Here is a 26,474-nt window from a genome sequence, read left to right as displayed (position 1 = left end):
TCACAATTCCTGCGGCATTGCATTGTGAATGAATTAGTAATTTTTGATATCGGGCAGCTTGTTCAGCACGCTTTCAATCCTGTCTTTCGCGTCTTTTAACGAACGAATGACCTGCTGGGTTTTTTCATCAGTGGCGCGAAAGGAAGGTAATGAGACGCTAATTGCTGCCAGAATGATGCCTTTCTGCTGCAGGGGGACGGCGAAGCAGATGGTATCGTCGTTGATTTCCCGATCGTCCATGGCATAACCGTTATCTGCGACCTGCACTAACTGCTGACGAAGCTGAGCCATATCCGTCACGCTGCGAGCGGTGACTGAAGGGAGACCTTGCGGATAGAGCTCCAGAATCTCTTCGTCGCGATGCTTATGCAGCAGTGCTTTTCCCAACGCAGAGCAAATTGCCGGGAGACGCGTTCCTACCTTAGAGACCAGCTGTACGGTTTGCTCACCCTGCACTTTATCAACGTAAAGCACCCAGGCGTCATCCAGAATTCCGAGCTGGCAAACCTCATTGCACTCATTGACCACCGTGTGCATTTCACTGTTGATCATTTTAAGCCAAAACTCTTTTTCAACCGTTGAGCTGGCCAGTACCGCGCATGAGATCCCCAGGGTGTAAATACCGTTGCGATCGTCGTGACTGATATATTTTCGGTATTGTAATGATTTGAGGATGGGAAAAATCGTTCCTTTCGAAATGTCCGTTTTGAGCGATAGCTCAGAAAGCGTCATCCCATCCGCGTTGGCTAATGTTTCCAGAATGAGTAAAACGCGCTCGGTAGGTTTATGAAGCGTCTTCATATTTTTCCTTGTGACGGTTCGCCGGAGAGTGCTTTTTAACGAACCTTATTTAACTACAGATTCCCTTTTATCTGTAGCCTGGCCTGCCTCTCTTTTTCGCTTTGCCATTTCCCTGCCACTTTTTTTTCACCGTTTCATCATGTTTTCGCCAATTTATTGTAATATTTTTGTAATGCAATAGTTATTTTTCTGTCATTCGAGCATGTCATGTTACCCCCGCGAGCATAAAACGCGTGAAATCGCGCATCCGGAACAACAAGAGAGATAACCGATGAAATCGTTACGACATACAGCTTTAGGACTGGCGCTCAGCCTGGCGTTTGCCGGACAAGCCCTGGCGGTAACCACTATTCCGTTCTGGCATTCGATGGAAGGGGAGTTAGGGAAAGAAGTTGATTCACTGGCGCAACGTTTCAACGCGGCCAATCCTGATTACAAAATTGTTCCGGTTTACAAAGGCAACTATGAGCAGAGCCTGAGCGCGGGTATCGCTGCGTTCCGTACCGGCAACGCCCCGGCGCTTTTGCAGGTCTATGAAGTGGGGACCGCGACGATGATGGCTTCCAAAGCCATTAAACCGGTTTACCAGGTATTCAGCGATGCGGGCATCAAGTTTGATGAGACGCAGTTCGTGCCGACCGTTTCCGGTTATTACACCGACTCCAAAACCGGTCATCTGCTCTCCCAGCCGTTTAACAGCTCCACTCCGGTGCTGTACTACAACAAAGACGCCTTCAAAAAAGCGGGTTTAGACCCGGAACAGCCACCGAAAACCTGGCAGGATCTGGCAGCCTATACCGCCAAGCTGAAAGCGGCGGGTATGAAGTGCGGCTACGCCAGCGGCTGGCAGGGCTGGATTCAGATTGAAAACTTCAGCGCCTGGCATGGTCTGCCGGTCGCCACCAAAAACAACGGCTTTGATGGTACCGATGCGGTGCTGGAGTTCAACAAGCCGGAGCAGGTGAAACATATCGCCCTGCTCGAAGAGATGAACAAGAAGGGCGACTTTAGCTACTTCGGGCGTAAAGACGAGTCCACCGAGAAGTTCTATAACGGCGACTGCGCGATTACTACCGCCTCTTCCGGCTCCCTGGCGGATATCCGTCAGTACGCCAAATTCAACTACGGCGTTGGCATGATGCCGTACGATGCCGACGTGAAGGGCGCGCCGCAGAACGCCATTATCGGCGGGGCCAGTCTGTGGGTGATGCAAGGTAAAGATAAAGAAACTTATACTGGCGTCGCTAAATTCCTCGATTTCCTCGCTAAACCAGAAAATGCTGCCGAATGGCATCAGAAAACCGGCTATCTGCCAATTACCACTGCCGCTTACAACCTGACCCGTGAGCAGGGCTTCTATGATAAGAACCCGGGTGCTGATATCGCTACGCGCCAGATGCTGAACAAGCCGCCGTTGCCGTTTACCAAGGGCCTGCGCCTGGGCAATATGCCGCAGATCCGCACCATCGTGGATGAGGAACTGGAAAGCGTATGGACCGGTAAGAAAACGCCGCAACAGGCGCTGGACTCCGCCGTTGAACGCGGTAATCAGCTGCTGCGCCGTTTCGAGCAGTCGACGAAGTCTTAATTTTATAGCCTGACCCCCTCACCCTAGCCCTCTCCCCATAGGGGAGAGGGGACCGTTCGGTGCTCTCTGCGAGAGAGTGCTCCGGGCTGTCTTTCCTCCCTCGCCCCTTTGGGAAGAGGGCCGGGGTGAGGGGAAACCAACGCAGAGTTTAACTATGTCCTCATCCCGTCCGGTGTTTAAATCCCGCTGGCTGCCCTACGCATTAGTTGCGCCACAGTTGGTCATCACCGTTATCTTCTTTATCTGGCCTGCGGGCGAAGCGCTGTGGTATTCGCTACAGAGCGTCGATCCTTTTGGGCTCTCCAGCCAGTTTGTTGGTCTGGATAACTTCCTGATGCTATTCCACGACCCGTACTATCTTGATTCGTTCTGGACCACGATTAAGTTCAGCACGATGGTTACTTTTAGCGGTCTGTTGCTCTCGCTGTTTTTTGCCGCGCTGGTGGATTACGTGGTGCGTGGTAGCCGTTTCTACCAAACGCTAATGCTGCTGCCTTATGCCGTTGCGCCTGCGGTGGCCGCCGTGCTGTGGATCTTCCTGTTCAACCCCGGGCGCGGGCTGATTACCCATTTTCTCGGCGAGCTTGGTTACGACTGGAACCACGCGCAGAACAGCGGACAGGCGATGTTCCTCGTGGTTTTCGCCTCGGTATGGAAGCAGATTAGTTACAACTTTCTATTCTTCTTCGCCGCGTTGCAATCTATCCCGCGTTCGCTGGTGGAAGCCGCCGCGATTGATGGCGCCGGGCCAGTTCGCCGCTTCTTCAAGCTGGCGCTGCCGCTGATCGCCCCGGTGAGTTTCTTCCTGCTGGTGGTGAACCTGGTGTACGCCTTTTTTGATACTTTCCCGGTTATCGATGCCGCAACCGGCGGCGGGCCGGTACAGGCAACGACAACGCTGATTTATAAAATCTACCGTGAGGGTTTTGCCGGGCTCGACCTTTCCGCTTCCGCCGCCCAGTCGGTAGTGCTGATGTTCCTCGTCATTATTCTGACGGTGGTGCAGTTCCGCTACGTTGAAAGTAAGGTGCGCTACCAATGATTGAGAACCGTCGCGGGCTGACGATTTTCAGCCACACCATGTTGATTTTAGGCATCGCGGTAATCCTGTTCCCGCTGTATGTCGCCTTTGTTGCGGCGACGCTGGATAGCAAAGCGGTCTTTGAAACGCCGATGACCTTGATCCCCGGCGGGCACCTGCTCGACAACATGAAAACCATCTGGGTGAACGGCGTCGGGGCCAACAGCGCGCCGTTCTGGCTGATGATGCTCAACAGCTTCATTATGGCCTTCGGCATCACGGTGGGCAAAATCGCGGTATCAATGCTCTCCGCTTTCGCCATCGTCTGGTTCCGCTTTCCGCTGCGTAACCTGTTCTTCTGGATGATTTTCATCACCCTGATGCTGCCGGTTGAAGTGCGTATTTTCCCGACCGTGGAAGTCATCGCTAACCTGAAAATGCTCGATAGCTACGCCGGGCTAACGCTGCCGTTGATGGCTTCGGCCACCGCCACCTTCCTGTTCCGCCAGTTCTTTATGACGTTACCGGACGAGCTGATTGAGGCCGCGCGTATCGACGGCGCGTCACCGATGCGCTTCTTTCGCGATATCGTGCTGCCGTTGTCGAAAACCAATCTGGCGGCGCTGTTCGTTATCACCTTTATCTACGGCTGGAACCAGTACCTGTGGCCGCTGCTGATTATTCAGGATGTGAATCTTGGCACCGCCGTCGCCGGCATTAAAGGCATGATTGCCACCGGCGAAGGCACTACGCAGTGGAACCAGGTGATGGCGGCGATGCTGCTCACGCTGATTCCCCCGGTTGTCATCGTTTTAGCCATGCAGCGCGCGTTTGTGCGTGGCCTGGTCGATAGTGAGAAATAAAATGGCTGGTTTAAAACTACAGGCAGTAACGAAAAGCTGGGATGGCAAAACCCAGGTCATTCAACCGTTAACGCTGGACGTGGCGGACGGAGAATTTATCGTGATGGTCGGCCCATCGGGCTGCGGGAAATCAACGTTGCTTAGGATGGTGGCGGGGCTTGAGCGAGTGACCAGCGGCGATATCTGGATTGACCGCAAGCGCGTTACTGAAATGGAGCCGAAAGATCGCGGTATCGCGATGGTGTTCCAGAACTACGCCCTCTACCCGCATATGAGCGTGGAAGAGAACATGGCCTGGGGCTTGAAGATTCGCGGCATGGGCAAGGGATTAATTGCCGAGCGCGTGCAGGAGGCGGCAAGAATTCTGGAGCTGGACGGTCTGCTAAAGCGCCGCCCACGCGAGCTTTCCGGCGGCCAGCGCCAGCGCGTGGCGATGGGGCGAGCCATCGTTCGCGATCCGGCGGTATTCCTGTTTGATGAGCCGCTCTCCAACCTCGATGCCAAGCTGCGCGTACAGATGCGCCTTGAGCTGCAACAGCTGCATCGCCGTCTGAAAACCACTTCGCTGTACGTCACTCACGATCAGGTTGAAGCGATGACCCTCGCTCAGCGGGTGATGGTGATGAATAAGGGGATTGCCGAACAGATAGGCACGCCGATTGAAGTGTATGAAAAACCGGCCAGCCTCTTTGTGGCGAGCTTTATCGGTAGCCCGGCAATGAACCTACTGAAAGGGCGGGTCAGCGATGATGGTAGCCGCTTTGAGCTTGAGGACGGAATGCTTTTGCCAATGAACAGCGAGCATCGCCGTTACGCCGGGCGTAAGATGACGCTCGGTATCCGCCCGGAACATTTTGCATTAAGCTCGCAGGCGGAAGGTGGCGTACCGCTGGTGATGGATACGCTGGAAATTTTAGGTGCCGATAACCTCGCCCACGGGCGCTGGGGCGAACAGAAGCTGGTGGTCAGGCTGTCGCATCTGCAGCGTCCACAGGCGGGCTGCACTCTGTGGCTACATCTGCCGCCGGGGGATCTGCATCTTTTTGATAGTGAAACAGGACAACGCGCATGAGTCACTGGCCTTATCCTCATATCGTCGCCCACCGGGGCGGCGGTAAACTGGCTCCGGAAAATACCCTCGCGGCTATCGATACCGGCGCTCGCTACGGTCATACGATGATTGAGTTTGACGCTAAGTTATCGAAAGATGGGCTGATTTTTTTACTCCACGATGACAACCTCGAACGGACCAGTAACGGCTGGGGCGTGGCGGGTGAACTGGCATGGCAGGATCTGCTGAAAGTGGACGCCGGAAGCTGGTATAGCGGTGAGTTCAAAGGTGAACCGTTGCCGCTGCTGATTGAAGTGGCCGAGCGCTGCCGTCAGCACGGCATGATGGCGAATATCGAAATTAAGCCTACTACTGGTACCAGCCCGTTGACCGGTAAAATGGTGGCGCTGGCGGCCCGTGAATTCTGGCAGGGAATGACTCCGCCGCTGCTTTCGTCGTTTGAAATCGATGCTCTGGAAGCGGCACAAGAAGCTGCGCCTGAACTGCCGCGCGGGCTGCTGCTGGATGAATGGCGGGATGACTGGCGCGAACTGACCACGCGTCTGGGCTGCGTCTCAATCCATCTTAATCATAAACTGCTGGATGAAGCGCGCGTGGCGAGCCTGAAAGAGGCGGGCCTGCACATCCTCGTGTATACCGTAAACAAACCCCAGCGCGCCGCCGAGCTGCTGCGTTGGGGCGTGGATTGCATCTGCACCGATGCGATTGACGTTATCGGCCCCAACTTCCCGGCGTAATCTGTGACAGGCGGCCCTTATGGGGTCGTCTGCCGCTGCAACATCCCACCGTTATTGTTCGGCAGAGGCTGCTGACGATTCAGGTTGTTATTCTGCTGTACCCGCTGCTGATTGTTATTCATCTGCGTCTGTAGATGCTGTTGCTGCGTGCGCGACTGGCTTTGAATATCCTGTTTCAGCTTGTTTTGCTGCTGCATCTGCTGGTTCTGCATCTGGTTTTGCATCCGCTGTTGGCTGGGCACCACGTACCCCGGCTGGTTGGGATTGTTATCGACGTTGAGCGGTTGTGCTAAAGTGCTCAACGGCAGCAGCGCCGCCAGAAATAAAAGTGCTTTCATTGTTCTCTCCTCCACGTGAGTGGCATGAGTTAAGTTTACCCCCTTTCCGGCATAACAATGATTTTTTAAGACTTATCATCCAGGATTATGTGTAAATAAAAACATATTCAGGAGTATGACAATGATAAAAACAACGCGCTGGCGTCAGGTGGTCATCGCTGCTTTGCTGGCGGGCGGCAGTTTTACCGTCGCGGCAAATCCCGCTCCGCCTCCGGTTTCTTATGGTGTCGAGGAAGATGTTTTTCATCCGGTTCGCGCACAGCAGGGGATGGTGGCCTCGGTGGATGCGCTGGCAACCAACGTCGGCGTGGATATTCTGCGTCAGGGCGGCAATGCGGTGGATGCCGCCGTGGCGGTGGGCTATGCGCTGGCGGTGACGCACCCACAGGCCGGTAATATTGGCGGTGGCGGCTTTATGATGCTGCGTACCAAAGACGGTAATACGACGGCGGTCGATTTTCGTGAGATGGCCCCCGAGCAGGCCACCCGCGATATGTTTCTCGACGATCAGGGTAACCCGGACAGCAAAAAATCGCTGACATCGCATCTGGCCTCCGGCACGCCGGGCACGGTTGCGGGTTTCTCCCTCGCGCTGGAAAAATACGGCACGATGCCGCTGAACAAGGTTATTCATCCGGCGATTAAGCTGGCGGAAGAGGGCTTCATCGTCAACGATGCGCTGGCCGATGACCTGAAAACCTACGGTAGCGAAGTGATCCCCGACCACGCCAACAGCCGGGCCATCTTCTGGAAAAACGGCGAGCCGCTGAAAAAGGGCGATAAACTGGTGCAAAAACAGCTAGGTAAAAGCCTGGAACTGATTGCCGAGCTGGGGCCAGATGCCTTCTATAAAGGCGTGATTGCCGACCAGATTGCCGGAGAAATGAAGAATAATGGCGGGCTTATTACCAAAGCAGATCTGGCAAATTACAAAGCGGTCGAGCGCACACCAATTAGCGGCGAATATCGCGGCTACCAGGTCTTCTCAATGCCGCCGCCTTCATCCGGGGGCATTCACATCGTACAGATCCTCAATATCCTGGAAAATTTCGATATGCATAAGTACGGCTTCGGCAGCGCCGACGCCATGCAGGTAATGGCGGAAGCGGAAAAACATGCCTATGCCGACCGATCGGAATACCTTGGTGACCCGGACTTCGTCAAAGTGCCGTGGCAGGCGCTAACCAGCAAAGCGTACGCCAAATCGATTGCCGAACAGATCGACGTGAATAAAGCGAAACCGTCGAGCCAGATTCGCCCCGGCAAGCTGGCGCCGTATGAAAGCAATCAAACCACCCATTTCTCGGTGGTGGATAAAGACGGTAACGCCGTTGCGGTCACCTATACGCTGAATACGACCTTTGGTACCGGTATCGTGGCGGGTAACTCAGGCATTTTGTTGAATAATCAGATGGATGACTTCTCTGCGAAACCCGGCGTGCCGAACGTTTACGGGCTGGTGGGCGGCGATGCCAACGCCGTCGAGCCGAAAAAGCGTCCGCTGTCGTCGATGTCGCCGACCATCGTGGTGAAAGATGGCAAAACCTGGCTGGTGACCGGCAGCCCCGGCGGCAGCCGTATTATCACCACCGTGCTGCAGATGGTGGTGAATACCATCGATTTCGGTATGAACGTCGCAGAAGCTACCAATGCTCCGCGCTTCCATCATCAATGGTTGCCGGATGAGCTGCGGGTGGAGAAGGGGTTTAGCCCGGATACGCTGAAGCTGCTGGAGGGAAAAGGACAGAAAGTGGCGTTGAAGGAGGCGATGGGCAGCACCCAAAGTATTATGGTCGGCCCGGATGGCACGCTGTATGGCGCATCCGATCCGCGTTCGCCAGATGATTTAACGGCAGGGTATTAGTTTCACCCTCACCCGGACTGTACACCTTGGAAGGGAGTGGGGGAAAGCGGGGCCTGTGTGCGATCTTAGCTATGGTGCTCTGTGGGAGAGGCAGGGCTGTATGCGATCTAAACTACAGCTCGAAACGGTTCCCTCTCCTTTTAGGGAGAGGGTTAGGGTGAGGGTCACCCCTTCAGTCGCGCCATAAAGTACGCATCCACATACTCGCCGTTGCGCAGGGCGTATCTCTTGCCGGTTCCTTCCACAATAAAGCCAAATTTGCGGTAAAGCGCCATCGCGGATGGGTTGTCCGTAAATACGGTTAACTCGATGCGTTCAACGCGCAGCCAGTTATCACACAGGTTAATCATCTCACGCATCAGCGCGCTGCCAACGCCACGACCGTGTGCCTGCGACGCAACGCTAACGCCGAAGGTCGCCACGTGGCTGCGACGAGGATTAGGCTCGACGCTCAGCTTGAGGTGGCCGACAACCTGTTCATCGATGGTGGCGACCAGATGACGGCTACCGGGTTTCGGTAGCAGGCGCTCCTGCCACATTTCCATAGAAGGATGAGGTAGCTGTAACGTGTCGTGATAGACCTCCGGATGCGAAGTCAGCTGGCGTAAAGGTTCAGCATCGCGTGGCTCGGCATGGCGTATCACTATGTCACTCATTCTTCATTTCCTTAGTTGGCTAAAAGTCCCTTTAAACATCACTGACTTTAAAAAATGCGTCAACGACTATTTTTTGCAAAAAGGAGTAGACAAGTGCGAATGAGAATGATTATTATTGTCCTGCATTCAGGGAGACCCTTGCGGAAAGCCTGAAAGCACGACATTGCTCACATTGCTTCCAGTATTACTTTAGCCAGCCGGGTGCTGGCTTTTTTTTGCTCTTTTTTCAGCCAACTCCCGGAAGAGGGTTACTGCGCAACCTTTGCGCTTTGTATCTCAGCCTTATCTTTGATTTCCGCAGTGGTATCAGTGATAAACCCCACGACGTTGCTCTTTTCTGCGAGTGGCGGCAGTACTTCTGCCTGGCCTGAAAATACGCCACCTTTTTTGATAGCCAGCGTGCGGTAGGCTAACGTGCCGGTGATTTTGCCGTTCTTGTCGATTTCAATGGTGTCGCTGTTGCACTGGCCGATGACGCCGCCGTCAATAATCAGCTCTCGACAGAGGATATTCCCCTCGACCAGGCCGCCGGTCATAATCTTTATTTGGCTGTCTTTAGCGTCGATATTGCCATTTACGGTACCGTAAATATCAACATCTCCTTCCGCAATGATATTTCCTTCAAAGCGGATGCCGCTGGCGATAATCGTGGCGGCAGGCTTTTTTATCACGGTTTGCGGGGGTGTCGTGACGGGGGCTGGCGTACTCACAGCTGGTGGCGTAGCTTCGGTAGTTTTATTCTTTTTAAACATATGGTTAACCCGATGGTATTGAAAATGAAAAACGAAGGATGACAGAGAGAAAGAACCTGATAGTAAGGCTATGTACGTAGACTCAAAGCACCAGGCCATCAGGCCAAGCAGCCAGAAGAGAAGGGCGCTGTTTAAGGCGATATACTTGCTTTCCATGTGAATGAGATGGCTACTCCTTTAGTCATCGTATTTGGGAAAGGGTGAGCGCGAAGTGGCGTCATGCCCGCGAACGTTCTGGATAAAAAATGTTCTTTTCCCGAGAATTCCTCTTATCCGTAATTTAATCAGTGGGGTCAATGAATTTGATCGATAAATTTAACATTTAAGAATTTGCTACGCTAAATAGAGGGTTAAGTTCGCTACCAGCTTGCGCTATGGTTAATAGCAGAGACCTTAACTAAGGACAGCGTTATGACTTTGCACTGCGCATTTATTGGATTTGGCAAAAGCACCACCCGCTACCATCTTCCCTATGTACTGCACCGTAAAGACCGCTGGCATGTGGCGCATATCTTCCGCCGCAGCGCAAAGCCGGAGGAGCAGTCGCCGCAGTATTCACATATCCATTTCACCAGCGACCTTGATGAGATACTTAATGACCCGCAGGTCAAGTTGGTGATTGTCTGTACCCAAGCTGACAGCCACTTTGAGTATGCGAAACGGGCGCTGGAGGCGGGCAAAAACGTGCTGGTCGAAAAGCCTTTCACCCCAACCCTGGAAGAGGCGAAAGCGCTATTTGCGCTGGCGAAAAGCAAAGGGCTGACGGTCACGCCTTACCAGAATCGCCGCTTTGACTCCTGCTTCCTGACCACCAAAAAGGTTATCGAGAGTGGAAAACTCGGTGAAATTGTCGAGATTGAAAGCCACTTCGACAACTATCGCCCGGTGGATGGGGGGAAACCCGGACTGCCGCAGGACGGCGCGTTCTACGGTCTGGGCGTCCATACCATGGACCAAATTATCTCTCTGTTTGGCCGTCCGGATCACGTGTCGTATGACATTCGTAGCGTGCGCAACCAGGCCAATCCGGACGATACTTTTGAGGCTCAGTTGTTCTACGGCAACCTGAAGGCGGTCGTCAAAACCAGCCATCTGGTGAAATTGCCCTATCCAAAATTCATCGTTCATGGCCATAAAGGCTCGTTTATCAAATACGGAATTGACCAGCAGGAGACCAGCCTTAAGGCCAACATTATGCCGGGCGAGCCGGGATTCGGCGCGGACGACACGCTCGGCCTGCTGGAGTACGTCAATGAGGCGGGTGAAACCGTGCGGGAAGAGATTCCGGTTGAAACCGGCGACTATGGCCGCGTCTATGATTCGCTTTATGACACAATCGTTAGCGGCCAGCCGAATTTCGTCAAGGAATCTGAAACTCTCACCAATATGGAGATCCTTGAACGCGGCTTTGAACAGCCATCACCCTCAACCATAACCCTCGCCAGATAAGCCACGATGGCTCCTCTGTACTCGTTCATATTTTTTGAACAGAGGAGTCAATTTTCACCCTCTATGATCGTTTGGGGATTGGGTCCACACTTAATCCATCGAAAACATACGGGGGTGCAACATGATCTTTTTACGCAAAGCTAACGAACGCGGTCACGCTAACCACGGCTGGCTGGATTCCTGGCATACTTTCTCTTTTGCTAACTATTACGACCCGAACTTTATGGGCTTCTCGGCGCTGCGCGTGATCAATGATGACGTGATTGATGCAGGCCAGGGTTTCGGTACCCATCCGCATAAAGACATGGAAATCCTGACCTATGTGCTGGAAGGCGCGGTTGAACACCAGGACAGCATGGGTAACAAAGAGCAGGTTCCGGCGGGTGAGTTCCAGATTATGAGCGCAGGCACCGGGATCCGTCACTCTGAGTACAACCCGAGCGACACCGATAAACTGCACCTGTATCAGATCTGGATCATGCCGGAAAAAAATGGCATCACCCCGCGCTACGAGCAACGTCGCTTTGACGCCGCGCAGGGCAAACAACTGGTGTTGTCACCGGATGCACGTGATGGCTCGCTGAAAGTGTTTCAGGATATGGAGTTGTACCGTTGGGCGCTGCTGAAAGATGAGCAGTCAGTGCATCAGATTGCCGCCGAACGTCGCGTGTGGATTCAGGTAGTGAAAGGCGAAGTGACCATTAATGGGACCAAAGCAACCACCAGCGATGGTCTGGCGATTTGGGATGAGCAGGCGATTTCCGTACACGCCGATAGCGATAGTGAGATCCTGCTGTTCGATCTGCCGCCGGTATGATACGCGTCATCCTTCAAGCCGCATTTTTGTTGGCTCTCCTCACTCACCCCGGGCGCGTACCCCTTGTACGCTTCCGGGGATTCGTTGCGTTGCCGCCTCAATGCAACTTGAATGATTTTGCGTACCAACTCTAAATAAATCTGTCAGCCCTCTTTTCTCCGGGAAGGTTGCGCTTTGTCCGTGATAAACTGAGAAAATGTTTCCCATTTATCACAGTCAGGACGATGAAAAAGAAAAGACCCGTACTTCAGGATGTAGCCGATCTTGTCGGCGTGACCAAAATGACGGTCAGTCGCTATCTACGTAACCCGGAACAGGTTTCCGAGGCGCTGCGTGGCAAGATAGCCGTTGCTCTCGATGAACTGGGTTATATTCCAAATCGCGCCCCTGACATCCTCTCTAATGCCACCAGTCGCGCCATTGGCGTGCTGCTGCCCTCGTTAACTAACCAGGTCTTTTCGGAAGTGTTGCGTGGTATTGAAAGCGTTACTGACGCTTTTGGTTATCAGACCATGCTAGCGCACTACGGCTATAAGCCGGAAATGGAAGAAAAACGCCTGGAATCGATGCTCTCCTGGAACATCGATGGCCTGATCCTCACCGAACGTAGCCATACGCCGCGCACGCTGAAAATGATTGAAGTGGCCGGGATCCCGGTTGTCGAACTGATGGACAGCCAGTCGCCGTGCCTCGATATTGCCGTCGGCTTTGATAACTTCGAAGCGGCCCGGCAGATGACCGCGGCGATCATCAATCACGGCCACCGCCACGTTGCCTATCTTGGCGCACGTCTCGACGAACGTACTATCATCAAACAGAAGGGGTATGAGCAGGCGATGCTTGATGCCGGGATGATGCCCTACAGCGTGATGGTCGAACAGTCTTCCTCTTTTTCATCGGGAATTGAGCTGATGCGCCAGGCGCGTCGCGAATATCCGCAGCTTGACGGTATCTTCTGCACCAACGACGACCTGGCGGTTGGCGCGGCGTTCGAGTGTCAGCGCCTGGGGCTGAAAATCCCTGATGATATGGCGATTGCCGGTTTCCACGGTCATGATATCGGCCAGGTGATGGAGCCGCGTCTGGCCAGCGTTCTCACGCCGCGTGAGCGTATGGGGCGTATTGGCGCTGAACGTCTGCTGGCACGCATTCGCGGTGAAGTAGTGACGCCTAAGATGTTAGATTTAGGTTTCACATTGTCACCGGGTGGATCTATTTAAACTGACAAATTTGAAGTAGATCACACATATTCACATCTGGCACGAATGGTTATTGCTTCTCCACAAGTCCGGCATGACAATGTTACCGATAACAGTTACCCGTAACAATTAATCTGTACGCGAGCATTTCATGCCTTTTAAAGCAGCCAGGCTGCGCGTATGTGTCCAGTGGGAGGAAGCTTTGAGCACGACTAACCATGATCACCACATCTATGTCCTGATGGGCGTTTCCGGCAGCGGTAAATCCGCTGTCGCCAGCGAAGTGGCGCATCAACTGCATGCCGCGTTTCTCGACGGCGACTTTCTGCATCCGCGCAGCAACATCAACAAGATGGCTTCGGGCGAACCGTTAAACGATGACGACCGCACTCCGTGGCTGCAGGCGTTGAACGATGCCGCATTCGCCATGCAGCGTACCAACAAAGTGTCGCTGATTGTCTGTTCTGCGCTGAAAAAGAGCTACCGCGACATCCTGCGTAAAGGTAACCCGAATCTCTCCTTTATCTACCTGAAAGGCGATTTTGAGGTTATTGAAAAACGCCTGAAGGCGCGCAAAGGCCACTTCTTTAAAACCCAGATGCTGGTGACGCAGTTTGAAACGCTGCAAGAACCGGGCACAGAAGAAAGCGATGTTTTAATCGTCGATATCGACCAGTCATTGGAAGGCGTGGTCGCCAGCACCATTGAGGTGATCAACAAAGGCAGTAACTAGTGAGTACATTAACGCTTGTTTTAACAGCAGTCGGCTCCGTTTTGCTGCTGCTGTTTTTAGTTATGAAGGCGCGTATGCATGCCTTCGTGGCTTTGATGGTGGTTTCTATTGGAGCAGGTCTTTTTTCCGGAATGCCGTTGGATAAAATCGCGGCGACGATGGAAAAAGGCATGGGCGGCACGCTGGGCTTTCTGGCAATCGTCGTCGCGTTAGGGGCAATGTTCGGTAAGATCCTGCATGAAACCGGCGCGGTCGACCAGATTGCCGTCAAGATGCTGAAATCTTTCGGTCATAGCCGCGCCCACTATGCGATTGGCCTGGCCGGGCTTATCTGCGCGCTGCCGCTGTTTTTTGAAGTCGCGATTGTCCTGTTGATTAGCGTGGCCTTCTCGATGGCGCGCCATACCGGTACCAACCTTGTGAAGCTGGTGATCCCGCTGTTTGCCGGGGTGGCTGCTGCTGCGGCATTTCTGCTGCCGGGGCCTGCGCCGATGCTGCTGGCTTCGCAGATGCACGCCGACTTTGGCTGGATGATCCTGATTGGCCTGTGCGCGGCAATTCCGGGGATGATCATTGCCGGGCCGCTGTGGGGCAACTTTATCAGCCGCTACGTTGAGCTGCACATCCCTGACGATATTAGCGAGCCGCACCTTGGCGAAGGCAAAATGCCGTCGTTCGGTTTCAGCCTGTCGTTAATTCTGCTGCCGTTAGTGCTGGTTGGCCTGAAAACTATCGCTGCGCGCTTTGTACCGGAAGGTTCTACCGCCTACGAATGGTTTGAGTTTATCGGCCATCCGTTTACCGCGATTCTGGTTGCCTGCCTGGTGGCTATCTATGGCCTGGCGGTACGTCAGGGGATGGCGAAAGACCGGGTGATGGAGATTTGCGGCCATGCGCTCCAGCCAGCGGGGATTATCTTGTTGGTGATCGGCGCGGGCGGTGTGTTCAAACAGGTACTGGTTGACTCCGGCGTGGGTCCGGCGCTGGGCGAAGCGCTGACCGGCATGGGTCTGCCGATTGCGATCACCTGCTTCGTGCTGGCTGCGGCGGTGCGTATTATTCAGGGTTCCGCGACCGTCGCCTGCCTGACGGCCGTTGGCCTGGTGATGCCGGTTATCGAACAGTTGCACTACAGCGGCGCGCAGATGGCAGCGCTCTCTATCTGTATCGCCGGTGGCTCTATTGTGGTCAGCCACGTCAACGACGCGGGCTTCTGGCTGTTCGGTAAGTTTACCGGCGCGACCGAAGCGCAAACGCTGAAGACCTGGACGATGATGGAAACCATCCTCGGCACCGTCGGCGCGATTGTTGGTATGATTGCGTTCACGTTGTTGAGTTAAATGTAAGAAATAATGCCCGGCTGAGCAAAGCGACGCCGGGTGAGATTTCCCCACCAAACTTTTTTACTCGAAATCCTTCGTTTTACCCCCACTTAAATCCCCATCATGATAAATACGACGAACGTCACAGATATCATCAACCCGCGCCAGCACTGGGTTTGTCGGGTTTTGTCAGGAAGATTAAAGCTACTGAATTTCCGCCCTGATCCATAACCCGGATCAATAAAATAGCGCGAGAAAATATTCCCTTCGCAATACAAATACCCTGATAATCATTACAGTTTTCCGGGATGCCAATGATGGTAGCCACGATGCAGAATTAGTTGCGTTACTGATTGCCTGGCAATCATTGATTAATTTCACTTGCGACTTTAGCTGCATTTTGTAATGTGAGGGATTAACCAGTAGGAAACTGGCTTGGCACAAACAGCACACACCTCGCAGGAATACGTTATGAAAAATGTTGGTTTTATCGGCTGGCGCGGAATGGTCGGCTCTGTCCTGATGCAACGCATGGTTGAAGAGCGCGATTTTGACGCCATTCGCCCTGTTTTTTTCTCCACCTCCCAGTTGGGGCAGCCTGCTCCATCTTTTGGTGGCAGTACCGGTGGCACGCTTCAGGATGCGTTTGACCTGGAAGCACTGAAGGCGCTGGACATTATTGTCACGTGTCAGGGCGGCGATTACACCAACGAGATTTACCCGAAGCTGCGTGAAAGCGGCTGGCAGGGGTACTGGATTGACGCGGCCTCTTCGCTGCGCATGAAAGATGACGCGATTATCATTCTTGACCCGGTGAACCAGGATGTTATCACCGCTGGCTTGAACAACGGTGTGAAGACCTTTGTTGGTGGTAACTGTACCGTCAGCCTGATGCTTATGTCCCTTGGCGGCCTGTTTGCTCAGGATCTGGTTGAGTGGGTCAGCGTGGCGACTTACCAGGCGGCTTCCGGCGGCGGCGCGCGGCATATGCGCGAGCTGCTGACTCAGATGGGGCAGTTGCATAGCCATGTCGCGACAGAGCTGGCGAATCCGGCTTCCGCCATTTTGGATATTGAACGCAAAGTGACGTCGTTGACCCGCAGCGGCGAGCTGGCGGTGGACAACTTTGGCGTACCGCTGGCAGGCAGCCTGATCCCTTGGATCGACAAACAGCTGGATAACGGTCAGAGCCGCGAAGAGTGGAAAGGCCAGGCGGAGACCAACAAAATCCTCGCGACCGCTTCGGCGATTCCGGTAGACGGCCTGTGCGTTCGCGTTGGCGCGCTGCGTTGTCACAGCCAGGCGTTCACCATCAAGCTGAAAAAAGATGTTTCAATCCCGACCGTTGAGGAACTGCTGGCTGCGCACAATCCGTGGGCCAAAGTGGTACCGAACGATCGTGACATTACCATGCGTGAGCTGACCCCAGCTGCCGTGACCGGCACCTTGACCACCCCGGTGGGTCGCTTACGTAAACTGAACATGGGGCCTGAGTATCTGTCGGCCTTCACCGTCGGTGACCAGCTCTTGTGGGGCGCAGCTGAACCGCTACGCCGCATGCTACGACAGCTGGCATAAAAAAACAGGATGAGCAAAAAGGGGTGATAGAACACCCCTTTTTTTTGCGTAATACAAGGAGTAAACGCGGATGTTTGATTTTTCCCAACGGAGGTAACGCAGCCTTGGCTATGCTTTAAGTAAGGGGCAATGATGTCTCCTTACCTGAAGGTGGGACGGAGCAGGAGGATGCACATTGTGCTGCGCCGTTCAGGTCAAAAAAAGTCGCCGGATGCAGGAAAAGGCGGCACTTACAACAGGATGAAACCATGTCTAATCGTATTGATAGGGACGTGATTAATGCGCTTATTGCTGGCCATTTTGCGGATCCTTTTTCCGTACTTGGTATGCATTGCACCGAAGCCGGGCTGGAAGTTCGCGCATTATTACCTGACGCCACCGACGTGTGGGTCATTGAACCGAAAACCGGACGCAAAGTCGGCAAGCTTGAATGCCTTGACTCGCGCGGTTTCTTTAGCGGCGTTCTGCCGCGACGTAAAAATCCTTTTCGCTATCAGTTGGCCGTGACCTGGCATGACCAGCAAAACCTGATCGACGACCCTTACCGTTTCGGCCCTCTGTTGCAGGACCTGGACGTATGGCTGCTGTCGGAAGGCACGCATCTGCGCCCGTATGAAACGCTGGGTGCGCACGCCGATACTATGGACGGCGTCATTGGGACGCGTTTTTCAGTTTGGGCACCGAACGCTCGCCGGGTCTCAGTCGTCGGCCAGTTTAACTACTGGGACGGCCGCCGCCACCCGATGCGTCTGCGCAAAGAGTCCGGTATCTGGGAGCTGTTCGTTCCCGGAGCCGTGAACGGCCAACTGTATAAATTCGAGCTTATTGATGCCCACGGCAAGCTAAGGGTGAAGTCTGACCCTTACGCTTTTGAAGCGCAGATGCGCCCGGACAGCGCTTCGCTTATCTGCGGGCTTCCGGAGAAAGTTGAGCAGCCGCAGGCGCGTAAACAGGCTAACGGGTTTGATGCGCCAATATCTATCTATGAAGTTCATCTCGGCTCCTGGCGTCGCCATACCGATAACAATTTCTGGCTGAGCTATCGTGAGCTGGCCGATCAACTGGTGCCGTATGCCAAATGGATGGGCTTTACCCATCTGGAGCTGCTGCCGGTTAATGAACATCCGTTTGACGGTAGCTGGGGCTATCAGCCAACCGGGCTATATGCGCCAACCCGCCGTTTCGGCACTCGGGAAGATTTCCGCTACTTTATCAACGCCGCACATGCTGCTGGCCTTAACGTCATCCTTGACTGGGTGCCGGGTCATTTCCCATCGGATGATTTTGCCCTTGCGTCGTTTGACGGCACCTCGTTGTATGAACATAGCGATCCGCGCGAAGGTTATCATCAGGACTGGAACACGCTGATTTACAACTACGGTCGCCGCGAGGTCAGCAATTTCCTGGTTGGCAATGCGCTGTACTGGATTGAGCGCTTTGGCATTGATGCGCTGAGGGTCGATGCGGTGGCATCGATGATTTATCGCGACTACAGCCGTAAAGAGGGCGAGTGGGTGCCGAACGAATTCGGCGGTCGGGAAAATCTTGAAGCGATTGAGTTCCTGCGTAATACCAACCGGGTCCTGGGCGAACAAACGCCGGGCGCGGTGACGATGGCGGAAGAGTCGACCGATTTTGCTGGCGTATCTCGCCCTTCATCTGATGGTGGTCTGGGTTTTTGGTTTAAGTGGAACCTTGGCTGGATGCACGACACTCTCGATTACATGAAGTTAGATCCGGTGCATCGTCGCCATCATCACGACAAGATGACTTTCGGCATGCTCTATAACTACACCGAGAACTTTGTGTTGCCGCTCTCCCACGACGAAGTGGTGCACGGTAAAAAATCGATACTTGACCGTATGCCGGGTGACGCCTGGCAGAAGTTCGCCAACCTGCGTGCCTACTACGGCTGGCTGTTTGCCTTCCCGGGTAAAAAGCTGCTGTTTATGGGCAATGAATTCGCTCAAGGTCGTGAGTGGAACCATGACGGGAGCCTCGACTGGCACCTGCTGGAGGGCGGTGATAACTGGCACCACGGCGTTCAGCGGCTGGTGCGCGACCTGAACCATACCTATCGTCACCATAAAGCATTGCACGAGCTGGATTTTGACCCTTACGGCTTCGAATGGCTGGTGGTCGACGATCATGAGCGCTCGGTATTTATTTTTGTCCGTCGTGACAAGTCTGGTAATGAAATCATCGTGGCCAGCAACTTTACCCCGGTGCCGCGTCATGAATACCGTTTTGGTATCAACCAGCCGGGGAAATGGCGCGAAGAGCTGAATACCGACTCCATGCATTACCACGGCAGCAATACAGGTAACTGTGGGGTTGTTGAAAGCGAAGCGATTGCCAGCCACGGCCGTGAATACTCTCTCTCGATCACGCTGCCGCCGCTGGCGACGGTGTGGCTGGTGCGGGAGGCACAATGATCGTGCTCACGGCAGGAAAGCCCGCGCCGTTGGGGTCTTGCTACGACGGTAAGGGAGTGAACTTCGCCCTCTTTTCCGCCCATGCGGAGCGGGTGGAACTCTGTGTGTTCGATGAGCAGGGCAACGAACGGCGTGTCGACCTGCCCACGCGCAGTGGTGATATCTGGCACGGTTGGCTCGCTGATGTCGGGCCGGGATTGCGCTACGGCTACCGCGTCCACGGTCCGTGGGCTCCGGCGCAGGGGCACCGCTTTAACCCGGCGAAACTGCTGCTCGATCCCTGCTGCCATCAGGTTGACGGCGTGCTGCCTGATGATGAGCGTCTTCATGGCGGCGATTGCGACCCCGATAACCGCGATAGCGCGGCAATAGCGCCGAAATCGCGGGTTATCGATCTGCATTACGACTGGCGCGGTGATAAACCGCCGCGCACGCCGTGGGGTCAGACGGTCCTTTATGAAGCGCACGTCAAAGGGCTGACGTACCTGCATCCTGAACTACCCGAGGCGATTCGCGGCACTTACAAGGCGCTGGGTCACCCGGTGATGATCGACTACTTCCGCACGCTGGGTATTACTGCACTAGAGTTAATGCCGGTGGCGCAGTTCGCCAGCGAGCCGCGTCTCCAGCGGATGGGGTTAAGCAACTACTGGGGCTATAACCCATTGGCGATTTTCGCCCTTGATACGCGCTATGCCAGCGAGCCGGAACGGGCGCTCAATGAGTTTCGCGATGCGGTAAAAGCGCTGCACGCCGCGGGCATTGAAGTGATCCTCGACGTGGTGCTGAACCATAGCGCTGAAATAGATCTTGAAGGGCCGACCTTCTCCCTGCGCGGAATCGACAACCGTAGCTATTATTGGATCAGAGAAGACGGTGATTATCACAACTGGACCGGCTGCGGGAACACCATCAACCTCAGCCATCCGGGCGTGGTTGAGTATGCCCGTCAGTGTCTGCTTTTTTGGGTGGATGAGTGTCACGTTGATGGTTTTCGTTTTGACCTGGCGTCAGTCATGGGGCGCACGCCGGAGTTTCGTCAGGATGCACCGTTGTTTGAGGCTATCCGGAACGACCCGCGTCTGGCGGAAGTGAAGCTGATCGCTGAACCCTGGGATATTGGCCCCGGCGGCTATCAGGTCGGTAATTTTCCGCCGCTGTTTGCTGAATGGAACGACCACTTCCGCGATACCGCGCGTCGTTTCTGGTTACAACAAAATGTCTCGTTGGGCGATTTCGCTCAGCGGTTTGCTGCCTCCAGCGATGTTTTTCAGCGCAATGGACGGCAGCCTGCGGCGGCGGTCAATTTGGTCACCGCGCACGATGGTTTTACCCTTCGCGACTGCGTTTGTTTCAATCAGAAACATAATGAGGCAAACGGCGAAGAGAATCGCGATGGGACTAACAATAACTACAGCAACAATCATGGTATAGAGGGATTAGAAGGGAATCTTGCTGTGATTGAACGGCGCCGTGCCAGCGTCCACGCCCTCCTGGCGACGCTGCTGCTGGCGCAAGGAACGCCGATGCTGCTGGCGGGTGACGAACAGGGTCACAGCCAGCATGGCAACAACAATGCTTATTGTCAGGACAATGCGTTGACCTGGCTGGACTGGAACCATACGAACCGCGGGCTGACCGCGTTCACCGCCGCGCTGATTCATCTGCGCCGACGTATTGCGGCATTAACCGCTAATCGTTGGTGGCAGGAGGGTGACGGCAGTGTTCGTTGGTTAAACCAGAATGCGCAGCCGCTGTCTGCCAATGAATGGCAGCATGGTGCACCGCGTATGCAGATCATATTGTCCGATCGCTGGTTGATAACGCTCAATGCTACCCCTGAGGTGGCGGAGATGGTTTTACCTGCGGGGGAATGGCGCGCCATTCCACCTTTCGCCGGAGAGGATAATCCGGTCATTATGGCTGTCTGGCATGGGCCCGCGCACGGAGTGTGCGTATTTCAAAGGTCGTAAACCTCGAGGCTTCCGGTTGGTCTCGAAGCGGCGGCGCGGCGAGAAGGGCAGGCAAGCTGGGGAGTAAAAAAGGAGTTAATTATGGTTGGGGTAGAAAAGAACGATCCGTTGATGCTGGCACGTCAGTTGCCGATCAAATCTGTTGCGCTGATCCTTGCCGGGGGACGTGGTACCCGTCTGAAGGATTTAACCAATAAACGTGCGAAACCTGCTGTCCATTTCGGCGGTAAGTTCCGTATTATCGATTTTGCGTTATCTAACTGTATTAACTCAGGTATTCGCCGCATCGGCGTCATCACCCAGTATCAATCACATACTCTGGTGCAGCATATCCAGCGCGGCTGGTCGTTCTTCAATGAAGAGATGAACGAATTTGTCGACCTGCTGCCCGCCCAGCAAAGGATGCAGGGTGAAAACTGGTATCGTGGCACGGCGGATGCGGTGACGCAGAACCTCGACATCATCCGCCGCTATAAGGCGGAGTATGTGGTGATCCTCGCGGGCGACCATATTTACAAGCAAGACTACTCGCGCATGCTGATCGACCATGTCGAAAAAGGGGCGCGTTGCACCGTGGCCTGTATGCCAGTGCCCATTGAAGAAGCACCGGCGTTTGGCGTGATGGCGGTTGACGAAAGCGAGAAGATTATCGAGTTCGTCGAAAAACCGGCTAACCCACCGGCGATGCCGGGGGATGCGAGCAAATCGTTGGCGAGTATGGGTATCTATATCTTTGATGCGGATTACCTTTATGAGCTGCTGGAAGAAGATGATGGCGATGAGAACTCCAGTCACGACTTTGGTAAAGACATCATTCCAAAGATAACCAAAGCTGGCATGGCTTATGCACATCCTTTCCCGCTCTCCTGCGTGCAGTCAGACCCGCAGTCTGAGCCGTACTGGCGCGATGTCGGTACCCTTGAAGCGTACTGGAAGGCCAACCTCGACCTGGCGTCGGTGACGCCGGAACTGGATATGTACGATCAGAACTGGCCGATTCGCACCCATATGGAACCTTTGCCGCCAGCAAAATTCGTCCAGGACCGCTCAGGCAGTCATGGAATGACTCTGAACTCACTGGTATCCGGCGGCTGCATTATCTCCGGCTCCGTGGTCGTTCAGTCGGTGCTGTTCCCGCGCGTGCGGGTGAATTCATTCTGTAACATTGATTCGGCAGTCTTGTTGCCAGAGGTTTGGGTTGGCCGTTCGTGCCGCCTGCGTCGCTGCATTATTGACCGCGCCTGTGTGATCCCGGAAGGTATGGTTGTCGGTGAAAATGCGGAAGAGGATGCACGTCGTTTCTACCGCTCGGAAGAAGGTATCGTGCTGGTCACCCGCGACATGCTGCGGAAATTGGGGTACCCACAGGAGCGCTAATGCAGGTATTACATGTATGTTCGGAGATGTTCCCGCTGTTGAAAACCGGTGGACTGGCGGATGTGATCGGCGCGCTGCCTGCGGCGCAAATTGCACAGGGCATCGATACCCGCGTGCTGCTGCCCGCGTTCCCTGATATCCGCCGCGGTATTACCGATGCACAGGTAGTGACTCGCCGGGAGACCTTTGCCGGTCCTGTTACCCTGCTGTTCGGACATTTTGACGGCGTGGGCATCTATTTGATTGATGCCCCACATCTCTACGATCGCCCAGGGAGCCCTTACCACGATACCCATCAGCATGCTTATACCGATAACGTGCTGCGTTTTGCGCTGCTGGGCTGGGTGGGCAGCGAGATGGCCTGCGGCCTGGACCCATTCTGGCGTCCTGATGTCGTCCATGCCCACGACTGGCATGCGGGCCTGACGCCTGCATACCTGGCGGCGCGCGGCCATCCGGCTAAGTCGGTCTTTACGGTACATAACCTGGCCTACCAGGGCATGTTCTACTCATGGCATATGAATGACATTGAGCTGCCGTGGTCGTTCTATAACGTTCATGGTCTGGAATTTAACGGTCAGATCTCCTTCCTGAAAGCGGGTCTTTATTACGCCGACCACATTACGGCGGTCAGCCCGACCTATGCTCGCGAAATTACCGAGCCGCAGTTTGCCTACGGAATGGAAGGTTTGCTGCGCCAGCGTCAGCATGAGGGTCGTCTGTCAGGGATCCTCAACGGTGTTGACGATAAAATCTGGAATCCGCAAAACGATCTGCTGCTGGCCACACGCTATGACCGCGATCGTCTGGAAGAGAAGGCCGAGAATAAGCGTCAGCTGCAAATCGCCATGGGGCTGAAGGTGGATGACAAAGCGCCGCTGTTTGCTGTTGTCAGCCGACTAACCAGCCAGAAAGGGCTGGACCTGGTGCTGGAAGCGCTGCCGGGTCTGCTTGAGCAGGGAGGCCAACTGGCGCTGCTGGGGGCCGGAGATCCGGTGCTGCAAGAGGGATTCCTTGCTGCCGCTGCTGAGCATCCTGGCAAAGTTGGCGTGCAGATTGGTTACCATGAAGCCTTCTCGCACCGCATTATGGGCGGCGCGGATGTGATTCTGGTACCGAGCCGCTTTGAGCCGTGCGGCCTAACTCAGCTGTATGGCTTGAAGTACGGCACGCTGCCGCTGGTTCGGCGCACGGGTGGTCTGGCGGATACCGTTTCCGACTGCTCGCTGGAAAACCTTGCTGACGGTCTCGCCACCGGGTTTGTTTTTGAAGATAGTAACGCCGTGTCGTTACTGAGGGCTATTCGACGCACATTCGTTCTGTGGTCGCGCCCGTCGCTCTGGCGCTACGTTCAGCGTCAGGCGATGAATATGGATTTTAGCTGGCAGGTTGCCGCAAATTCTTACCGCGAACTTTATCAGCGCTTGCTGTAACCAGGAGCCAACGCTATGAATGTACCTTTTAGCTACTCATCACCCACGCTGAGCGTTGAGGCGTTAAAACACTCTATTGCTTATAAGCTGATGTTTATCATCGGCAAAGATCCGGCTATCGCTAACAAGCATGAATGGCTCAATGCCACGCTGTTCGCCGTTCGCGATCGCATGGTGGAGCGCTGGCTGCGCTCAAACCGCGCCCAGCTTTCGCAGGAGGTTCGCCAGGTCTATTACCTGTCGATGGAGTTTTTGATTGGCCGAACCTTGTCTAATGCGCTGCTGTCGCTGGGAATCTATGACGACGTCAATAACGCGCTGGAAGAAATGGGGCTGAACCTTGAAGAGCTGATTGACGAAGAAAACGACCCCGGCTTAGGCAACGGCGGTCTGGGTCGCCTGGCGGCCTGCTTCCTCGATTCTCTGGCGGCGCTGGGTTTACCGGGCCGCGGTTATGGTATTCGCTACGACTACGGCATGTTTAAGCAGAACATCGTCGATGGACGGCAGAAAGAGTCCCCGGATTACTGGCTGGAATATGGTAACCCGTGGGAGTTTGAGCGCCATAATACTCGCTATAAAGTCCGTTTTGGCGGACGTATTCAGCAGGAAGGTAAAAACTCGCGCTGGGTGGAAACCGAAGAGATCCTCGCCGAAGCCTATGACCAGATTATCCCTGGCTTTGATACCGACGCCACTAACACGCTGCGTTTGTGGAGCGCCCAGGCCAGTAGCGAAATTAACCTCGGGAAATTCAACCAGGGTGACTACTTCGCGGCGGTAGAGGATAAAAACCACTCTGAAAACGTCTCCCGCGTGCTCTATCCGGATGACTCCACCTATTCCGGGCGCGAGCTGCGCTTGCGTCAAGAGTATTTCCTCGTTTCGGCGACGGTGCAGGATATCCTCAGTCGTCACTATCAGCTGCATAAAACCTACGCCAATCTGGCGGATAAAATCGCCATTCACCTCAATGACACCCACCCGGTGCTGTCGATTCCTGAGCTGATGCGCCTGCTGATTGACGAACATAAGTTCAGCTGGGATGAGGCGTTTGAGGTGACCTGCCAGGTCTTCTCTTACACCAACCATACCCTGATGAGCGAAGCGCTGGAGACCTGGCCTGTTGAGATGCTGGGTAAAATCCTGCCGCGTCATTTGCAGATTATTTTCGAGATTAATGACTACTTCCTGAAGACCTTGCAGGAACAGTATCCCAGCGATACCGCGCTGTTGGGTCGCACATCGATTATCGATGAGTCTAATGGTCGTCGCGTGCGCATGGCCTGGCTGGCGGTAGTGGTCAGTCATAAGGTTAATGGCGTGTCTGAGCTGCACTCCCGGTTGATGGTGGAGTCGCTGTTCGCTGAATTTGCGAAAATTTTCCCGATGCGCTTTACCAACGTCACCAACGGCGTGACGCCTCGTCGCTGGCTGGCGGTGGCCAACCCGCCGTTGTCGAAAGTGCTTGATGAGAATATCGGTCGTACCTGGCGTACCGACCTGAGCCAGCTTAAGGAGCTGGAGCAGCACATTGACTATCCGACGGTGAATAAAGCGGTACGGCAGGCCAAGCTTGAGAACAAGCAGCGGCTGGCGAACTACATCGGCCAGCAGCTTATCGTGGTGGTGAACCCGAAAGCGCTGTTTGACGTGCAGATCAAGCGTATTCACGAGTACAAACGCCAACTGATGAACGTGCTGCATGTGATTGCTCGCTACAATCGCATTAAGGCCGATCCTGATGCCGAGTGGGTGCCGCGAGTGAATATCTTCGCCGGGAAAGCGGCTTCCGCTTACTACATGGCCAAGCATATTATTCATTTGATCAACGACGTGGCGGCGGTGGTGAATAACGATCCGCAGATTGGCGATAAGCTGAAAGTGGTGTTTATCCCTAACTACAGCGTGAGCCTGGCGCAGTTGATTATTCCGGCGGCGGATCTCTCTGAGCAGATTTCGCTGGCGGGAACGGAAGCCTCCGGGACCAGCAACATGAAGTTCGCGCTTAACGGCGCGTTAACTATCGGTACGCTGGATGGCGCTAACGTTGAGATGCTGGAGCACGTCGGCGAAGACAATATCTTTATCTTCGGTAATACCGCGGAAGAAGTTGAAGCGCTGCGAGCCAGTGGCTACAAACCGCGCGAATACTACGAGCAGGATGAAGAGCTGCATCAGACTCTGACGCAAATCGGCACCGGTCTGTTCAGTCCGTCGGAGCCGGGCCGCTATCGCGACCTGCTGGATTCGCTGATTAACTTTGGCGACCACTATCAGGTGCTGGCAGATTACCGCAGCTATGTGGATTGTCAGGATAAGGTGGACGAACTGTATCGTCATCCGGAAGAGTGGGCCAATAAAGCGATGCTGAATATCGCCAATATGGGCTACTTCTCTTCCGATCGTACGATCAAAGAGTACGCCGACCATATCTGGCATATCGACCCGGTCAGGCTGTAGTGG

The 26,474-nt window shown here is 54.5% G+C and carries 21 protein-coding genes; 17 read left to right on the top strand and 4 right to left on the bottom strand.

All coding sequences use genetic code 11. From position 1 onward, the window contains the following. Nucleotides 1-33 precede the first annotated feature (33 nt). Complete coding sequence (locus HV127_RS04965) at nt 34-801, bottom strand: IclR family transcriptional regulator (RefSeq protein ID WP_181484613.1); 768 nt, start codon at nt 799-801, stop codon at nt 34-36. A 271-nt stretch (nt 802-1,072) separates the two neighbouring features. Here HV127_RS04965 and ugpB point away from each other — a divergent pair, with 271 nt between their 5' ends. The 5 genes from ugpB (at nt 1,073) to ugpQ (ending at nt 6,082) form a co-directional block, all read left to right on the top strand. Then, nucleotides 1,073-2,389, top strand: a complete 1,317-nt coding sequence (ugpB, locus tag HV127_RS04960; protein ID WP_181484614.1) for a sn-glycerol-3-phosphate ABC transporter substrate-binding protein UgpB — start codon at nt 1,073-1,075, stop codon at nt 2,387-2,389. Nucleotides 2,390-2,543: 154 nt separating this feature from the next. Beyond that, nucleotides 2,544-3,431 carry a sn-glycerol-3-phosphate ABC transporter permease UgpA gene (gene ugpA / locus HV127_RS04955; RefSeq protein ID WP_182235158.1) on the top strand — a complete coding sequence of 296 codons (888 nt, stop codon included), beginning with the start codon at nt 2,544-2,546 and terminating at the stop codon, nt 3,429-3,431. Beyond that, the gene (ugpE, locus tag HV127_RS04950) at nt 3,428-4,273 is read left to right on the top strand and encodes a sn-glycerol-3-phosphate ABC transporter permease UgpE (RefSeq protein ID WP_112214810.1); all 846 of its coding nucleotides are present in this window, start codon (nt 3,428-3,430) and stop codon (nt 4,271-4,273) included. Before ugpA ends, ugpE begins: the two co-directional genes overlap by 4 nt. 1 nt (nt 4,274) lies before the next feature. Beyond that, a complete protein-coding gene (locus HV127_RS04945) occupies nt 4,275-5,345 on the top strand; it encodes a sn-glycerol-3-phosphate import ATP-binding protein UgpC (protein ID WP_182235157.1) in 1,071 nt (356 codons plus the stop codon). Beyond that, complete coding sequence (gene ugpQ / locus HV127_RS04940) at nt 5,342-6,082, top strand: glycerophosphodiester phosphodiesterase (protein ID WP_182235156.1); 741 nt, start codon at nt 5,342-5,344, stop codon at nt 6,080-6,082. The genes HV127_RS04945 and ugpQ overlap by 4 nt, the downstream gene beginning before the upstream one ends. A gap of 17 nt (nt 6,083-6,099) precedes the next feature. Here ugpQ and HV127_RS04935 read toward each other — a convergent pair whose 3' ends face one another. After that, the gene (locus tag HV127_RS04935; RefSeq protein ID WP_182235155.1) at nt 6,100-6,420 is read right to left on the bottom strand and encodes a DUF2756 family protein; all 321 of its coding nucleotides are present in this window, start codon (nt 6,418-6,420) and stop codon (nt 6,100-6,102) included. Between the two features lie 121 nt (nt 6,421-6,541). On the opposite strand from HV127_RS04935, the gene ggt reads away from it, so the two are divergent. Next, complete coding sequence (ggt, locus tag HV127_RS04930; protein WP_182235154.1) at nt 6,542-8,284, top strand: gamma-glutamyltransferase; 1,743 nt, start codon at nt 6,542-6,544, stop codon at nt 8,282-8,284. 164 nt (nt 8,285-8,448) lie between these two features. Here ggt and yhhY read toward each other — a convergent pair whose 3' ends face one another. Both yhhY and HV127_RS04920 read right to left on the bottom strand, forming a co-directional pair. Then, nucleotides 8,449-8,928, bottom strand: a complete 480-nt coding sequence (yhhY, locus tag HV127_RS04925) for an N-acetyltransferase (RefSeq protein WP_181486319.1) — start codon at nt 8,926-8,928, stop codon at nt 8,449-8,451. Nucleotides 8,929-9,188: 260 nt separating this feature from the next. Continuing rightward, entirely contained in the window at nt 9,189-9,848 is a 660-nt protein-coding gene (locus HV127_RS04920) for a polymer-forming cytoskeletal protein (RefSeq protein WP_182235153.1), read from the bottom strand. A gap of 255 nt (nt 9,849-10,103) precedes the next feature. Between HV127_RS04920 and HV127_RS04915 the strand changes: the two genes are divergently transcribed. The 11 genes from HV127_RS04915 to glgP all read left to right on the top strand — a co-directional run bounded on the left by HV127_RS04915 (nt 10,104) and on the right by glgP (nt 26,471). Then, nucleotides 10,104-11,141, top strand: coding sequence for an oxidoreductase (locus HV127_RS04915; protein ID WP_182235152.1), 1,038 nt, complete (start codon nt 10,104-10,106; stop codon nt 11,139-11,141). Between the two features lie 121 nt (nt 11,142-11,262). Continuing rightward, nucleotides 11,263-11,958: a pirin family protein gene (locus HV127_RS04910; protein ID WP_110274922.1), complete on the top strand. Its 696-nt coding sequence runs from the start codon at nt 11,263-11,265 to the stop codon at nt 11,956-11,958. Nucleotides 11,959-12,182: 224 nt separating this feature from the next. Beyond that, nucleotides 12,183-13,178 carry a gluconate operon transcriptional repressor GntR gene (gene gntR / locus HV127_RS04905; RefSeq protein WP_110274923.1) on the top strand — a complete coding sequence of 332 codons (996 nt, stop codon included), beginning with the start codon at nt 12,183-12,185 and terminating at the stop codon, nt 13,176-13,178. Nucleotides 13,179-13,359: 181 nt separating this feature from the next. Further along, the gene (gene gntK, locus HV127_RS04900; protein WP_110275063.1) at nt 13,360-13,890 is read left to right on the top strand and encodes a gluconokinase; all 531 of its coding nucleotides are present in this window, start codon (nt 13,360-13,362) and stop codon (nt 13,888-13,890) included. Next, complete coding sequence (gntU, locus tag HV127_RS04895; protein ID WP_004854994.1) at nt 13,890-15,230, top strand: gluconate transporter; 1,341 nt, start codon at nt 13,890-13,892, stop codon at nt 15,228-15,230. The genes gntK and gntU overlap by 1 nt, the downstream gene beginning before the upstream one ends. 453 nt (nt 15,231-15,683) lie before the next feature. Then, nucleotides 15,684-16,790, top strand: a complete 1,107-nt coding sequence (gene asd / locus HV127_RS04890) for an aspartate-semialdehyde dehydrogenase (RefSeq protein WP_182235151.1) — start codon at nt 15,684-15,686, stop codon at nt 16,788-16,790. 248 nt (nt 16,791-17,038) lie between these two features. Then, nucleotides 17,039-19,225 carry a 1,4-alpha-glucan branching enzyme gene (glgB, locus tag HV127_RS04885; RefSeq protein WP_182235150.1) on the top strand — a complete coding sequence of 729 codons (2,187 nt, stop codon included), beginning with the start codon at nt 17,039-17,041 and terminating at the stop codon, nt 19,223-19,225. Beyond that, entirely contained in the window at nt 19,222-21,198 is a 1,977-nt protein-coding gene (glgX, locus tag HV127_RS04880; protein ID WP_182235149.1) for a glycogen debranching protein GlgX, read from the top strand. The genes glgB and glgX overlap by 4 nt, the downstream gene beginning before the upstream one ends. An 81-nt stretch (nt 21,199-21,279) precedes the next feature. Then, nucleotides 21,280-22,575 carry a glucose-1-phosphate adenylyltransferase gene (gene glgC / locus HV127_RS04875; protein ID WP_182235148.1) on the top strand — a complete coding sequence of 432 codons (1,296 nt, stop codon included), beginning with the start codon at nt 21,280-21,282 and terminating at the stop codon, nt 22,573-22,575. Continuing rightward, nucleotides 22,575-24,008, top strand: a complete 1,434-nt coding sequence (gene glgA / locus HV127_RS04870) for a glycogen synthase GlgA (RefSeq protein WP_142513338.1) — start codon at nt 22,575-22,577, stop codon at nt 24,006-24,008. The genes glgC and glgA overlap by 1 nt, the downstream gene beginning before the upstream one ends. Nucleotides 24,009-24,023: 15 nt before the next feature. Continuing rightward, nucleotides 24,024-26,471 carry a glycogen phosphorylase gene (glgP, locus tag HV127_RS04865; RefSeq protein ID WP_182235147.1) on the top strand — a complete coding sequence of 816 codons (2,448 nt, stop codon included), beginning with the start codon at nt 24,024-24,026 and terminating at the stop codon, nt 26,469-26,471. Nucleotides 26,472-26,474: the final 3 nt, after the last annotated feature.

It is taken from the genome of Klebsiella sp. RHBSTW-00215, from assembly GCF_014103785.1.
In the GTDB taxonomy this organism is placed as follows: domain Bacteria; phylum Pseudomonadota; class Gammaproteobacteria; order Enterobacterales; family Enterobacteriaceae; genus Klebsiella.
This window is presented reverse-complemented; position numbering and strand designations above follow the sequence as displayed.

Coding starts and splice junctions, on each gene's coding strand:
- HV127_RS04965 (WP_181484613.1), bottom strand. CDS start 801: ATGAAGACGCTTCATAAACCTACCGAGCGCGTTTTACTCATTCTGGAA.
- ugpB (WP_181484614.1), top strand. CDS start 1,073: ATGAAATCGTTACGACATACAGCTTTAGGACTGGCGCTCAGCCTGGCG.
- ugpA (WP_182235158.1), top strand. CDS start 2,544: ATGTCCTCATCCCGTCCGGTGTTTAAATCCCGCTGGCTGCCCTACGCA.
- ugpE (WP_112214810.1), top strand. CDS start 3,428: ATGATTGAGAACCGTCGCGGGCTGACGATTTTCAGCCACACCATGTTG.
- HV127_RS04945 (WP_182235157.1), top strand. CDS start 4,275: ATGGCTGGTTTAAAACTACAGGCAGTAACGAAAAGCTGGGATGGCAAA.
- ugpQ (WP_182235156.1), top strand. CDS start 5,342: ATGAGTCACTGGCCTTATCCTCATATCGTCGCCCACCGGGGCGGCGGT.
- HV127_RS04935 (WP_182235155.1), bottom strand. CDS start 6,420: ATGAAAGCACTTTTATTTCTGGCGGCGCTGCTGCCGTTGAGCACTTTA.
- ggt (WP_182235154.1), top strand. CDS start 6,542: ATGATAAAAACAACGCGCTGGCGTCAGGTGGTCATCGCTGCTTTGCTG.
- HV127_RS04920 (WP_182235153.1), bottom strand. CDS start 9,848: ATGGAAAGCAAGTATATCGCCTTAAACAGCGCCCTTCTCTTCTGGCTG.
- HV127_RS04915 (WP_182235152.1), top strand. CDS start 10,104: ATGACTTTGCACTGCGCATTTATTGGATTTGGCAAAAGCACCACCCGC.
- HV127_RS04910 (WP_110274922.1), top strand. CDS start 11,263: ATGATCTTTTTACGCAAAGCTAACGAACGCGGTCACGCTAACCACGGC.
- gntR (WP_110274923.1), top strand. CDS start 12,183: ATGAAAAAGAAAAGACCCGTACTTCAGGATGTAGCCGATCTTGTCGGC.
- asd (WP_182235151.1), top strand. CDS start 15,684: ATGAAAAATGTTGGTTTTATCGGCTGGCGCGGAATGGTCGGCTCTGTC.
- glgB (WP_182235150.1), top strand. CDS start 17,039: ATGTCTAATCGTATTGATAGGGACGTGATTAATGCGCTTATTGCTGGC.
- glgX (WP_182235149.1), top strand. CDS start 19,222: ATGATCGTGCTCACGGCAGGAAAGCCCGCGCCGTTGGGGTCTTGCTAC.
- glgC (WP_182235148.1), top strand. CDS start 21,280: ATGGTTGGGGTAGAAAAGAACGATCCGTTGATGCTGGCACGTCAGTTG.
- glgA (WP_142513338.1), top strand. CDS start 22,575: ATGCAGGTATTACATGTATGTTCGGAGATGTTCCCGCTGTTGAAAACC.
- glgP (WP_182235147.1), top strand. CDS start 24,024: ATGAATGTACCTTTTAGCTACTCATCACCCACGCTGAGCGTTGAGGCG.